9 protein-coding genes, 1 pseudogene and 2 riboswitches are annotated in these 13834 nt (G+C 51.4%); of the genes and pseudogenes, 8 read left to right on the forward strand and 2 right to left on the reverse strand.

Annotation, left to right across the window (positions count from 1 at the left end):
- The first annotated feature begins 32 nt into the window (after positions 1-32).
- Entirely contained in the window at positions 33-1181 is a 1149-nt protein-coding gene (locus B5D58_RS09585; RefSeq protein WP_011112892.1) for a ribonucleotide-diphosphate reductase subunit beta, read from the forward strand.
- A gap of 197 nt (positions 1182-1378) precedes the next feature.
- Positions 1379-2716, forward strand: a complete 1338-nt coding sequence (locus B5D58_RS09590) for a transglycosylase SLT domain-containing protein (protein WP_234989054.1) — start codon at positions 1379-1381, stop codon at positions 2714-2716.
- On the opposite strand, the gene uca is transcribed toward B5D58_RS09590, so the two are convergent.
- Positions 2704-6339, reverse strand: a complete 3636-nt coding sequence (gene uca, locus B5D58_RS09595) for an urea carboxylase (RefSeq protein WP_011112890.1) — start codon at positions 6337-6339, stop codon at positions 2704-2706. The genes B5D58_RS09590 and uca overlap by 13 nt on opposite strands.
- 258 nt (positions 6340-6597) lie before the next feature.
- A riboswitch (guanidine-I (ykkC/yxkD leader) is annotated at positions 6598-6701 on the reverse strand.
- A gap of 217 nt (positions 6702-6918) precedes the next feature.
- Positions 6919-7021: riboswitch (guanidine-I (ykkC/yxkD leader) on the forward strand.
- Between the two features lie 268 nt (positions 7022-7289).
- On the opposite strand from uca, the gene B5D58_RS09600 reads away from it, so the two are divergent.
- From B5D58_RS09600 to B5D58_RS14165, 5 genes and pseudogenes are all read left to right on the forward strand, one after another.
- Entirely contained in the window at positions 7290-8807 is a 1518-nt protein-coding gene (locus B5D58_RS09600; protein ID WP_011112889.1) for an APC family permease, read from the forward strand.
- Positions 8808-8884: 77 nt separating this feature from the next.
- Positions 8885-9613 carry an urea amidolyase associated protein UAAP1 gene (locus tag B5D58_RS09605; protein WP_011112888.1) on the forward strand — a complete coding sequence of 243 codons (729 nt, stop codon included), beginning with the start codon at positions 8885-8887 and terminating at the stop codon, positions 9611-9613.
- Positions 9610-10269 (forward strand): urea amidolyase associated protein UAAP2, encoded by a 660-nt coding sequence (locus B5D58_RS09610; protein ID WP_011112887.1) that lies wholly within the window; start codon positions 9610-9612, stop codon positions 10267-10269. The genes B5D58_RS09605 and B5D58_RS09610 overlap by 4 nt, the downstream gene beginning before the upstream one ends.
- 63 nt (positions 10270-10332) lie before the next feature.
- Positions 10333-12663: a 5-oxoprolinase/urea amidolyase family protein gene (locus B5D58_RS09615; RefSeq protein ID WP_050731285.1), complete on the forward strand. Its 2331-nt coding sequence runs from the start codon at positions 10333-10335 to the stop codon at positions 12661-12663.
- Positions 12659-12792 (forward strand): annotated as a pseudogene (locus B5D58_RS14165) (biotin synthase BioB); the annotation flags it as partial. The gene B5D58_RS09615 and the pseudogene B5D58_RS14165, both read left to right, overlap by 5 nt.
- Positions 12793-12801: 9 nt before the next feature.
- On the opposite strand, the gene B5D58_RS09620 reads toward B5D58_RS14165, so the two are convergent.
- Positions 12802-13491: a sensor histidine kinase gene (locus tag B5D58_RS09620; RefSeq protein ID WP_307777401.1), complete on the reverse strand. Its 690-nt coding sequence runs from the start codon at positions 13489-13491 to the stop codon at positions 12802-12804.
- Positions 13492-13620: 129 nt separating this feature from the next.
- Here B5D58_RS09620 and B5D58_RS09625 point away from each other — a divergent pair.
- Positions 13621-13834, forward strand: a 214-nt coding sequence (locus tag B5D58_RS09625) for a helix-turn-helix domain-containing protein (protein WP_143779565.1), incomplete at its 3' end; no start/stop codon positions are given.

The raw sequence follows: 13834 nt of genomic DNA on the forward strand, positions 1-13834 counted from the left end.
CAATCCACCACCAGAACCCAAGGAGCAACATCATGCTGACTTTTGAAGATGAAGTATTTCAGCCGGGCAATATCCTGGCAGGCACGAGCGCACAAGCAGGGATGGCCAACAAAATGATTGCTGAGCGGCAGGTGCTGGACGAGGAAATACCGGCAGAGGATCATCGTCGGGTATCCGTGGAAGACAAGCGCATCATCAACTGCAAGGCGGATGTCAATCAGCTGGTGCCGTTCAAGTACAAATGGGCGTGGGAAAAATACTTATCTGCCTGTGCCAATCACTGGATGCCGCAGGAAATCAACATGACGCGGGATATCGCTCTCTGGAAAGATCCCAACGGGTTGACCGAGGATGAACGCCGTATCGTCAAACGCAACCTCGGCTTTTTCGTCACGGCCGATTCACTGGCAGCCAACAATATCGTGCTGGGGACCTATCGGCACATTACCAACCCTGAATGCCGCCAGTATTTGTTGCGACAGGCGTTCGAGGAAGCCATCCACACGCACGCCTATCAGTACATCGTCGAATCAATCGGCCTGGATGAAGGTGAAATTTTTAATGCCTATCATGAAATCGGGTCGATACGTGACAAAGATGAGTTCCTGATTCCTTTTATCGATACACTCACCGATCCTTCATTCCGGACAGGTACACTGGAAACCGACCAGCAACTGCTGAAAAGCCTGATCGTGTTTGCCTGCATCATGGAAGGGCTGTTTTTCTATGTCGGTTTTGTACAGATTCTGGCACTCGGCCGGCAGAACAAGATGACCGGGGCGGCCGAGCAATACCAGTACATCCTGCGTGATGAATCCATGCATTGCAATTTCGGCATCGATGTCATCAACCAGATAAAACTTGAAAACCCGCATCTGTGGACCCGGGAATTCCGCGAGGAAATCAGCGCCCTGATGCGCAAGGCAGTGGAACTGGAATACCGTTATGCGGAAGACACCATGCCGCGCGGCGTGCTCGGTTTGAACGCGCCGATGTTCAAGGAATATCTGCGTTTCATTATCAATCGTCGCAGCCATCAGATCGGCCTCGATCCATTGTTCCCCGAAGCGGGTAACCCTTTCCCATGGATGTCGGAAATGATCGATCTGAAGAAAGAAAAGAATTTCTTTGAAACGCGTGTGATCGAGTATCAGACAGGGGGCGTATTAAGTTGGGATTAACGGTGTTAATCAATCGATTGCCGATCGATAAAATCATGTAGAATGACAACGGGCCGGCTGGTTCACTTTAAAATTAAAAAATACAGGTGACCAGCCTTTTTTATTTTCAGAAAATCAATTATGCGAGCGAACCGTTCATTTTATTCAGGATGAAGACAAAATCGAATACCTCACTAGTATTGATTGCCGCAGTAGTATTGGCTTCTCTCTCTGTTACGGTGCAAGCCGGCAGAACTTTAGAAAAAAATATAAGTATCACTGTACTGGATACGAGACAGTATCAGGTACCACCACACAAGCAGCAGGATGATCTATGGATGCGCGTACGAGCCGGATTTTCCCTGGCGAACATTCAAAGCCAGGAAGTACGGCAGCACGAAAGCAATTTCAGTAAAAATCAGCGATTCATAGATCATATTGTTGGACGTAGTCAGCGTTATCTGTTTTACATCATCGAAGAAGTGGAACGTCGGCGCATGCCGGCTGAGATTGCGCTGCTGCCGATCATCGAGAGCGAGTTTGATCCGGATGCTTACTCTCACAGGCATGCTGCGGGGTTGTGGCAGTTTGTTCCCTCGACGGCAAAAGCGTTCGGGCTGGAGCAGAACTGGTGGCATGACGAACGGCGCGATATCATCGCGGCTACCCAGGCTGCGCTGGATTATCTGCAGATGCTCTACAAAATGTTTGGAAACTGGAAGCTGGCACTGGCTGCTTACAACTGGGGACAGGGATCACTGAAGAAAGTGATCGACGAAGGTCATGGAGGTAATAAATCTGTCAACTACCAGGAAATCGGGCTTCCGGCTGAAACCAGAAACTATATTTCCAAGCTGATCGCCATCAGAAATATCATTGCCAATCCTCGCCGCTATGGCATCAAGCTGAAGCCCATTTCAAACCGGCCTTATTTCGAACAGATCACGATCACCCAGCAGATCGATGTACAACTGGCCGCTCGGCTTGCCGGAATTTCAGAAAGCGAATTCAATGCGTTGAATCCGGCCTATCACAGACCCCTCATCAAGGCCGAAGATTCTCCACGGACACTGTTGCTGCCCGTTACCAAAGTCAAAACTTTCGTGGACAACCTCGAAAATTATGACAAGTCACTGGTGTCGTGGCGAATTTACCAGATTGAGCAAACGGAAACCTTGCGCGACTTATCCAGCCGGTATCGTATCCCGGTTGCCCGGCTGGCTGAGATCAATGGCATTTCTGAACGTGCTACTCTGAAAAAAGGCCAGATATTGCTGGTGCCACGTGACGGCAGCAGTGCAAGAGAAATGACCTATCTTGCACACTATCAGCTCAAACAACCGGCACGACCGGCTACGAGGCGCTCTCAATCATCGGAAGAACGCATCGTTTATACCGTCAAAAAGGGTGATACGCTCCACGCTATCGCCAAACGCTACGGTATCGATATCAAAACGATCCGTTTATGGAACAAGGGAAGTGATCAGCTTTCCATCGGGCAAAAGCTTACACTCAAGCTGACATCACCCGCCTTCAGCAGCCCTTATTCTTCCTGAACGATCAGCAGCATCTGGCCGGAAAATACATAATCACCCTGTCTGCAGCTGATCTGCTTCACGATCCCGCTGACCGGTGCACTCAGGGTGATTTCCATTTTCATGGATTCGATGATGATGACCGGATCTCCGGCATTGACCAGTTGTCTGGTTTCGATCAGCAGTTTCCATACAGTACCGGTCACATCTGAACTGATGGCGTATGCTCCGTCGGGTAAATCAGGTGCATTTTGCATACCGGGTTTATCAAGCACGCCTTCACCCTCATCGCTGATACTGTTTTCTTCCTGTACGTTCCCGATCTTCCAGCGCTCGCGTTCAGCCTCAAAAGCCTTTTGCTGACGGGTTTTGAATGCTTGAATACTGTCTGCATGCTGATGCAGGAATGCATGATAGTTGCGCAGACTGAAAACGGTATCTTCGGTATGAAGTGTAAAACGCCCGGTGATAAAGTCGTGGCGTAACTCAAGCAGCTCCTGTTCAGAAACAGGGTAAAACCTGATCTGATCAAAAAAGCGCAGCAGCCAGGGTTTACCGGCGGTAAAGTCCCGAGTCTGACGGTAACGATTCCACATCTGCACTGTTCTTCCGACAAACTGATATCCTCCGGGACCTTCCATACCATAAATACAGAGATAGGCTCCTCCTATTCCGACTGCATTTTCGGGTGTCCAGGTGCGTGCCGGGTTGTATTTGGTGGTGACCAGCCGATGGCGCGGATCGATCGGCGTGGCCACCGGGGCGCCCAGGTAGACATCTCCCAGCCCCATGACCAGATAGCTGGCATCGAAAATGATACGTTTGACCTCATCGATACTGTCCAGTCCGTTGATACGCCGGATGAATTCGATGTTGCTCGGGCACCAGGGTGCATCCGGCCGGACTGACTGCATATATTTTTCGATGGCAAGTTTTGTGGCAGCGTCATCCCAGGAAAGGGGTAAATGCACGATACGCGAAGGCATTTCCATATCGTCGCTTGCCGGTAAATCCTTCTCGGCGGTAATGAGTTTATTCAGGAGATGGTCACGATCCAGAAGCCGCGAATCGAAATGTATCTGCAAAGAGCGAATGCCCGGTGTCATGTCGAGAATTCCGGGCAGATCGCCTTTTTCAACACAGTGCTGCAGCCAGGCCATCAGGGCATGTGCGCGAAAATGCAGTGCGATATCGAGTACCGCTTCGCCATACTCGATCAGCAGATATTTATCCCCGGATTGTCGGTAAACCACTTGTACCTGCCCGTTATTTGCCGGAATCCGATGCAGTACAGGATCACTCGGCTCAACCAGGGAAGCAGGAATATCGGGTGGTACGCGAGTGAAGGAATCCAGCTGCTGGATCATCTTGTCCTGTTGCTTTTCCAGCTTCAGCGCCTGTTCCGCTGTGAGCGGGTGAAAACGCACGCTATCACCAGGTTTGAGCTGACCGGTTTTCCATAATTCCGCCTGTACGATCACAGCAGGACAGACAAATCCTCCCAGGCTGGGGCCATCCGGGCCAAGGATGATGGGCATATCACCGGTAAAATCGATCGCACCGACCGCATAGGGATTGTCATGGATGTTGGAGGGGTGCAGGCCGGCTTCACCTCCGTCTTTGCGTGCCCATTGTGGTTTGGGGCCGATCAGGCGTATACCGGTACGGCTGGAATTGTGATGCACCTTCCAGTCGGTGGTAAAGAATTCATCGATGTCAGCCCCGGTAAAGAAATCCGGTGCACCATGCGGACCATACAGGACTCCGATTTCCCACCGGCTGGTGTAGTGGGGAATGTTTTCGGAGGGCAATATGCTTGGCTCAGTATCTTCTGCTGGCAGGATATGCAGCACATCCCCGGTGCACAGCGCCCGTCCGGCATGCCCGCCGAACTGCCCCAGTGTAAAAGTGGAGCGGCTGCCCAAATAATCCGGTACCTGAATCCCACCCTTGATGGCCAGGCAGGATCGGCTGCCAAACTGACGGATTTTACCGAATCGTAACAGCGAACCTGCTTTGATGAAGTGAGATCGCCACTGTTCCAGGGGGGCACCATCCAGCCAGACATCAATGGGTGCTCCACATACTGCAATCAGACTGTTGCAGTTGAATCTCAACGTTGGCCCGGCCAGCGTGATTTCCAATCCCGCCGAGTCATCGGGGTTTCCAACCAGATGATTGGCCAGACGAAAAGCCAGACTGTCCATCGGACCGGATGGAGGTACTCCTACGTTCCAATAGCCTGTTCTGCCCGGGTAATCTTGCACTGTCGTCTGTACACCGGCGTTGAGTACATCCAGGGTATGCGGTTGGTAGTGAAACCCGGAAAGGAATTGGGTGCTGACCTGCCCGCTGCGGAATACCGTTCCGGATAATACCTGCCTGAGATAATCCAGATTGGTTTCAATGCCGTAGAGCGTGGTTTTGTCTAATGCGGCGATCAAACGGTCGATGGCCTGATCACGATTGCTGGCGTGAACGATGATCTTAGCGAGCATTGGGTCATAGAAGGCCGATACTTCACAACCCGCGTCCACCCAGGTTTCAATCCGTGCAGTTTCCGGAAATTCGACAGCGCTCAGCAAACCACTGGCCGGCTGAAAATTCTTGGCTGGATTTTCCGCATACACACGAGCCTGTATGGAAGCTCCCTGCAGTTGAATGGTAAATGATTCCAGTGGCGGTAAAGCATCGGCACCCAGCAGCACCATCCATTCGACCAGATCAATGCCGGTCACCATCTCGGTGACGCCATGTTCCACCTGCAGGCGGGTATTGACTTCCAGAAAATAAAACCGATCGACCGAGGGGTCGTAGACATATTCCACTGTGCCGGCAGATCGGTATTGAACTGATTCTCCCAGGCGTATGGCTGTTTCCTGTAACGCGTTACGGGTTGCTGGCGACAGACCCGGTGCTGGTGTTTCCTCGATCACTTTCTGGTTGCGCCGCTGCATGGAACAATCACGTTCTTCTAATGCAATCACTTTTCCACGGCCGTCGCCGAAAATCTGTACTTCGATATGGCGAGCCTGGTCGATGTATTTTTCCAGGAACAAGCCGGCATTACTGAAATTACTTTGTGCCAGGTTTTTGACAGACTCATAGGCATCAATCAGCTCTTGCCGGTTGCGGCACAAGCGCATACCGATCCCCCCCCCTCCTGCCGTACTTTTGAGCATGACTGGGTAACCGATCCGGTGTGCTTCCTCGCAGGCGGTTTCGAGGTGTTCCAATAATCCGGTACCCGGCAGCATCGGCGCGTCGAGTTGCTGTGCGAGCGCACGGGCAGTATGTTTCAGACCGAAAGTGCGTATCTGTTCAGGAGTGGGGCCCAGAAAACAAATCCCTTCTGCGGCACATTGCTCGGCAAATGAAGCATTTTCACTGAGGAATCCGTACCCCGGGTGGATTGCCTGAGCACCGGTGCGGTGTGCAACTTCCAGTATTTTATCGGCACGCAAATAACTTTCGCTGGCAAGTCCATCGCCGATACAAATACTGTCATCAGCATCCAGCACATGCCGTGATAGCGCGTCAGCTTTCGTAAAAACAGCCACACTCCCGATGCCCATCCGATGCAAAGTACGGATAACACGGCAGGCAATGGCGCCCCGATTGGCGATCAGAACTTTTGTAAACATAAATTCCCCTTACTGTGCTACCTGATCAAGCAGGCCATATTGTGATACATGCTGACTGTGCCAGCGGAAACGAATACAGATTTTTTAAAGTCGATGGAAAATACAGATCTTCGCTTCCCGTAGAGGGTGGGCCGTGGGCGGGGAATACAGGAAACGTGGTGTAAAGCCGGAGATAGAAGCAGGTAAGCAGATAGTACATATAACGAATCTCCAGGAGTCAGGAAATGACAGAAATCAATAATGCATTGGCATTATGTAACCTCCCGGGCTTTTATCCCTCCGTGGAGCTTCGTATGACGAAGCCTCAAGCTCTCGGACCAGTCACTTTCCCTGGGAAAGCCGGAACCCTAGCCTGAAGTAATTTCAATCAGCCACCAGTACAGTCGATGCCGATGATGTCGGTGCTGCTGGCCGTAATCAAAACATATGTGCCATTTTATAGGCAGCTGATCTTTTCTGAAACAATAATATTTTCTTGTCTTTCAAAAATTCCGGTGTATATAATTATCACCATGTTTTATCTGTGATGGTTGAAGCTAGGCCATGTCTCTAGGCAGATAAGGCATCAGAAGCACAGTCGTTTCACGAAACTAGGGTTCCGGCTTTCCCAGGGAAAGTGACTGGTCCGAGAGTTTCGGGCCCTGCCAGCAGGGTTCCACGGAGGGATAAAAGCCCGGGAGGTTATGTTCAATACATTAACTACCGGGAGCCAGAGTGGAAAAACTATCGCGTGTGTGCGCTGCAGTTCAGAATCCAGATTTTCCTCATGTTTTTCCTTTTTCATCGATAGCCGATTGCCATTTGCCTGTTGGCGTTCGGTTACATATCCATTTTTCCAGTAGCAGCACTTTCGAGCTGATATCTCTTGCTGTCAGGTATTGTTTTCCGGCAGCAGATTCCATTGCCTCCTGTTGGCATATAGCGCCCTTAATTTTCAAGGAGGAACCAGTATGCCGGTAGACGAAAAGAAAGGTCCTTTTTCTGCGATCAATAACAGATCGGCTGGTGAAGCCGAAGCAGGGGGCGAGATCATTCACGAAACAGGCCAGCTTCGTCGCAGCATGAGCGTATGGAACTGTTTCACGCTGGGGTTCTCGGTCGTGTCACCGGTAGTAGGGTTATACGCTATTTTCGGAGTCCAGAATCTGGTGACGGGAGGGGGGTGGATTGCCGCACTCATCTTGAGTTTGTTCATGCAACTCATGGTAGCAACCGTCTATGCCGAGCTTTCCTCACAATTTCCCATTGCAGGCGGGGCTTATAAATGGTCCCGGCATCTGATCGGGCCCAGAACAGGGCAGTATGCCGGGGCCATTTATGTCAGTTCGACGATCGCCATGCTGACTACGACTGCGTATACGGGTGGAATGTGGCTTTCCGCGGTGATTGTGGGAGGAGATATACAGGGAGCCTCGGCAGTCCTGTGGGGAGTTGTATTCCTGTTGATTTGCACCACAGTCAACATAGTAAATCAGAAAGTTTACAAGGTAATCAATCTGCTGGGTGTCAGTGCTGAAGTCTTGGGTTCGATATGTGTGGCACTGGTCCTGTTTTTCTTCTTTCGAATCTATCCGGTTTCGGAGTTATTTCAACATCTGGGCACGGGACTTGCACCCACCAGCCTGACTGCCTTCCTGGCAGCATTGGCCATCGCAGGCTGGGCATTCATCGGTTTTGATTCCTGCTCGACTATTGCTGAGGAAGCACACAATCCCGAAAGAATGATTCCACGTGCAATCTTCTTGTCTCTGCTGGCAGTAGGCAGTGTAGTGCTCTTCAATTCCTCTGCCCTAACGTTGTCGATCAGTCACGATACGCTGGTCGAGGCCAGCGCTACATCCGACCCTATCTCGCCGATCATTACCAGCACGATCGGAGCCTGGGCCGCAAAACCGTTTCTGGTGATTGTCATGACAGCCTTTCTTTCCTGCGGATCCTCAGTGGTCAATTACGTTTCACGCATCGTTTTTTCGATGGCGCGTGAAGGTAATTTGCCCGCTTTCTTTTCACAGGTAACAAGAAAAACGCAACTGCCGCGCAATGCAATCGGCGGGACCGTGCTCATGGCAGGTCTCGGGTTGCTTTTCGGACTGAATGACGGGGCCGTTGCAACCATTATCGCTTTCGGTACCGGTGGCCTGTACGCCATGTTTTCCATGACCACGGGCGTTGGTCTATACGCACGCCTGATGGGGCGGTGGAATCCTGCATTGGGCGCGTTCAGGCTGGGAAGATGGGGGTTGGTGATCAACACCGTGGCTTTTGTCTGGGCATTATTCGAACTGATCAATATCGGCTGGCCGCGGGAATATGTGGCAGCCCCCGGAGCGCCATGGTGGCAGCTCTGGGCGGTACCTCTGGTGCTGGGCACCATACTGGCTCTGACGACGCTGCACGTGCAGATGGGCCACAAGCGTCGGATGAAGAGGGCTCTGAGCGGTACTGTCACGGACGATCTGCAGAAGTAGATTGGCAGAAACTCTGTTTACAGCGGTTGGCTTGTACGGTTATCAACTGAAGTCCAATGATGATGAGGAGGTAAAACATGAATCAGGTAACGACCTATCTTTGGGAAACACATCTCCCCGGTGGCAGCCACTGGTCTGGTGTCGTGCGCCGGGGAACGACCTTGCGCCTGACAGATGTGTCAGGCGGGGCCAACGCCGCAGTGTTATTTTACAACCTGGAAGAGAAGCTGGAGCGTTACAACATGGCTGATACGCTCAAGACCCAACATACTTTCTGTTTAACCAAGGGGCACGCCTGCCATTCCGATATGGGACGGATTTTCTGCTGTATCACCGAAGATACTGCCGGTTGGCACGATACCGTATGTGGCCTGAGCGATGCTGAGCTGATACAGCAGAAATACGGTACGGGCCGGTATCAGGAGCTTCGTAATGATATGTACCGTAACGGGCTCGACGGGATGCTGGTCGAGTTGGGGAAATGGGGCCTGGGCAGACGTGACGTGGTTTCCAACATCAATTTCTTCAGCAAAGTGACGGCCAATTCTGTCGGGGAGCTGCAGTTTCATGTCAGTCACAGCAAAGCGGGTGATCACGTGGATCTGGCGTTTGCAATGGATACACTGGTGGTGCTGTCCGCTGCACCACATCCGCTCGATCCGGCAGCAACCTATCGTCCCGGTGCAGTTAACCTGGCAGTGTTTCCGTCGACACCTGCAGTAACAGGAGCCTGTGCACATATCGCGGAGAATGCACGTGGTTTGGAAAATACCCGACGTCTTTATGCTTATGGAGGTGTTAAATGAGCGCACAAAACCTGGTTGAAAGTACACTGAATCCTGATCATGCAGTCATAAACGAGATCTGTGACGCAGGCGAACCTTGGGTCAAGGAAATAAAGAAGGGACAGATATTTCGTATCGTCGATCTCGAGGGTAATCAGGCGGTGGATACGCTGTTTTACAACGCACATGATGCAATGGAACGTTACAGTGCCACCGATACGGTACGTCGGCAGCACCGTCTATATCTGACGACCGGCAGCAAACTGTATTCCAATTTCGGCAATGTCATGCTCGTCATCACGGCGGATACCTGCGGGCGGCATGATACGGTGGGCGGCGCTTGTGCAGCAGAAAGCAATACTACGCGCTATGCCCTCGATAAATATCCGATGCACAGTTGCCGGGACAGCTTTCTATATGCCCTGGCACATGACCCGGTGTGTGAGCGGCTCGGCATGAGCAAGCGAGATGTTCCAGCCAACATCAATTTCTTCATGAATGTCCCGGTAACAGAAGCAGGCAAGCTGGAATTTGCAGATGGGGTATCAGCCCCGGGCAAATATGTGGAAATGCGGGCTGAGATGGATGTGGTGGTACTGATTTCGAATTGCCCGCAGCTGAATAATCCGTGCAATGCCTATAACCCTACGCCTGTTCGCTTACTGGTCTGGAATTGATCACCCGTATATCGAACACAGGTATTTCTGAATTTGAACGTAACGCTGGACATGGAGATAACGATGTCTGAAAAAACGTTGGATACGAACAAGATAGCTGCGCCCACCATCGATGTGCTCGTTCCGGGAATACAAACGACTATCCAGGATTATCCGGGAAGACGGGGTTACTGGAATATCGGCGTACCACCCTCGGGACCGATGGACAATCTGGCGTTCAGACTGGCCAATCGTCTGGCAGGTAATGAAGAAGGGCAGGCTGCGATCGAGATCACTTTTGCCGGGCCAACCTTGCGCATCAACTGTGACACTGTCATCGCGGTGACAGGCGCGCCAATCGAAGTAAATCTGAACGGGAAACCACTGGCTCAGTGGAAATCGCACGAGGTTGCAGCAGGCGCACTACTTGCGTTCGGTGATGTACTGGGTCAGGGTAGCCGGGTTTATCTGGCAATTCAGGGTGGTATTCAGGTACCAGACTACCTTGGCAGCAAGGCTACGTTCATGCTGGGCCAATTTGGCGGACATGAAGGACGCATACTGCAGGCAGGTGACGTGCTGAATGTCGTGGCAGGTAAGCATGATGGTTATACACCGCGCGAATTACCGCAGGTATCCATTCCGCACTATACCCATCACTGGGAAATCGCTGTATTGTACGGGCCGCATGGTGCGCCGGACTTTTTTACGGAAGAGGGGGTTGCCAATTTCTTTGCTGCCGATTGGACGGTGCATCATAATTCCGACCGTACCGGGGTGCGTTTGATTGGCCCGAAACCCAAATGGGCGCGTACCGATGGCGGCGAAGCTGGATTGCATCCTTCTAACGTTCACGATGTTGCCTATTCCATCGGCGCGGTGGATTTCACCGGGGATCTGCCGGTGATACTCGGTCCGGATGGTCCCAGTCTGGGGGGCTTTGTCTGCCTGGTGACCCTTGTCCATGCGGAATTGTGGAAAATGGGACAGCTGCGCCCGGGTGACCGTATCACTTTCCGCCGGATATCAGCTGGCGAAGCTGCAACACTGGAAGCAGTTCAAGATGCGCTCATCAGTGACTTGCGTTTGCCAGAGGCAGCATCGGTATCGACCAGCGCGAAAGTGGCAGCAACTACTGAAAGCCCGATTTTGCACACTATTCCTGAGAGTAGCGGGCAAGTGCAGGTGGTTTACCGGCAGGGTGGAGACAGGAATCTGCTGGTGGAATACGGGCCGATGATGCTCGATTTCAACCTGCGTTTCCGTGTCCATGTTTTGATGGAATGGTTGCAGCAGGCTGTAGAAAGTGGTGATCTGCCGGGAATTATAGATTTGACTCCCGGCATTCGCTCACTGCATATCCGTTTCGACGCAAAATTATTGCCACGTAAACGGTTGCTGGATACGCTGATCACTGCAGAAAAACAGTTGCCTGCCATCGAAAATGTGGAGGTGCCGACACGTATCGTTCATCTGCCGCTATCCTGGAACGATTCGTCCGTCCAGCTGGCGATGAAGAAATACATGCAATCGGTGCGCAAGGATGCGCCCTGGAATCCGGATAACATCGAGTTTATCCGCCGTATCAACGGACTGGACAGCATCGATGAGGTCAGACGTATCGTTTTCGATGCCAGTTATATGGTTATGGGGCTGGGGGATGTCTATCTGGGGGCGCCACTCGGCACCCCTGTCGATCCCAGACATCGTCTGGTCACCACCAAATACAACCCGGCGCGCACCTGGACACCGGAAAATGCGGTGGGTATCGGCGGCGCTTATATGTGCGTGTATGGTATGGAAAGCCCCGGGGGTTATCAGTTAGTCGGGCGTACTGTACAGATGTGGAACACGCATGTTCAGACAAAAGATTTCAGGGAAGGCAAACCCTGGCTCCTGCGTTTCTTTGACCAGGTAAGATTCTATCCCGTGACTGAAGCTGAACTGGCCGAGATGCGCAAAGATTTTCCGAGCGGAAAATTCACGTTGCGTATCGAGGAAGATCGTTTCAGTCTGAAACAGTACAACGATTTTCTGAAGGAGAATGCTGCCTCCATTGACACATTCAGAACGAAGCAGAAGGCCGCTTACATCGCCGAACGCGAACGCTGGAAAGCAGAAGGTCAGGAAAATTACACCACCAGTGAAATTCTGGAAGATGGTTCTGCTCCGGCTGATATTACTATCTCGGCAGGAGCGCATGCTATACACACGCATGTAACCGGCATTGTATGGAAATTGTTGGTAAGTGAAGGACAGCGCGTGAATGCGGGCGATGATCTGGCCGTGTTGGAGTCAATGAAAATGGAATTCACGGTCAACGCGCCCATTAGTGGAGTGATACAGCGTGTATTGAGTAAAGCGGGCAGCAAAGTTACTGCCCGGCAAGTTCTTTTCGTGATCGAGGGGGGGTGAAATCATTACTACCCGTGATTATGAGAATCAGCTGGGTACTCTGGAAAAAGTCCATAATGCCGGTGTCAATGTATGCTGCGGGGTATCGCCAGAGTGGGGGAATCCCGGCGGACTCGCGCTGGCTTAGTGGAACCAGTTTTAATAAAAACTCAATATTGCCTTTGTTCCTTTGCCGGCAACCGATTCGAAATTAAGTTTCCAGCCAAAGTGGGTACAGATACGTATGATCAGATCAATGCCAATTCCTCCTGATATGTATTGCCCAGACTTAGCCATTTGGGTATAGATCCTGCTTATCTCCACTGGGGACATACCGTACCCTGGATCATCAATCGTAATTGTTCCAGGGTGCTCTGAATAAATACGGATAACACCACGGTCACAGTTCTCGATTGCATTGCGCACCAGGTTACCAATTGCGACACGAACGATATGAAGTGGTGCAACGACTGGTATTGGAGATTCGATTTCCACAGCTAGAAGCAGGTCTTTTCCCCGACAAAGATATTCGTGATCCGCCACAATGGCCGGTATTTCTGCCCGGACGTCAATGTTTTCGTTATTGTTGATGAGCGTATCCGGAGCACGTGCAAGCGCGAGAAGAATTTCCACCAGATCTTCCATCTGACTGATGATGCGCCTGGACCGAAGCAGATGAGGCTTAATGGCTGACGTGGTATCGGGGTGATCCAGTACTACTTCGGTCACTCCGGACATGGCTGCAATAGGTGTGCGCAACTCATGACTGGCTGTGTTGATGAAATTACGTTCACGCTCGACATATTCCTGGATTCGATCGGTAAAACGGTTAATGGCGTCTGCGATAATATAGGTTTCATAAGCTGTAGTAGTTCAGATTTGATCTGACAGCAGGTCTTGCCAAGAGGTGGGATTACCCGGTTTGATAGAGGTGCGAATCTTTATCAACCAAACGCGAAAGCGTAAAGGAGTAATCCCATGAGCAGTGTTCATCATAAAATCATTAAACACAAGATTGGCTTGCTTAATCTGGCAGCTGAGCTTGGCAATGTATCCCGTGCCTGTAAGGTGATGGGTTTTTCTCGCGATACTTTCTATCGCTATCAGGCAGCTGTGGAAACAGGAGGTGTTGAAGCTCTGATAGATGCAAACCGACGTAAGCCCAATATCAAGAACCGTGTAGAAGAAGCGA

Source organism: Nitrosomonas europaea, from assembly GCF_900167395.1.
Classification (GTDB): Bacteria; Pseudomonadota; Gammaproteobacteria; order Burkholderiales; family Nitrosomonadaceae; genus Nitrosomonas; species Nitrosomonas europaea.

Excerpts from the sequence above, each read along its gene's own strand:
- B5D58_RS09585 (WP_011112892.1), top strand. The coding sequence starts at position 33 with ATGCTGACTTTTGAAGATGAAGTATTTCAGCCGGGCAATATCCTGGCA.
- uca (WP_011112890.1), bottom strand. The coding sequence starts at position 6,339 with ATGTTTACAAAAGTTCTGATCGCCAATCGGGGCGCCATTGCCTGCCGT.
- B5D58_RS09600 (WP_011112889.1), top strand. The coding sequence starts at position 7,290 with ATGCCGGTAGACGAAAAGAAAGGTCCTTTTTCTGCGATCAATAACAGA.
- B5D58_RS09605 (WP_011112888.1), top strand. The coding sequence starts at position 8,885 with ATGAATCAGGTAACGACCTATCTTTGGGAAACACATCTCCCCGGTGGC.
- B5D58_RS09610 (WP_011112887.1), top strand. The coding sequence starts at position 9,610 with ATGAGCGCACAAAACCTGGTTGAAAGTACACTGAATCCTGATCATGCA.
- B5D58_RS09615 (WP_050731285.1), top strand. The coding sequence starts at position 10,333 with ATGTCTGAAAAAACGTTGGATACGAACAAGATAGCTGCGCCCACCATC.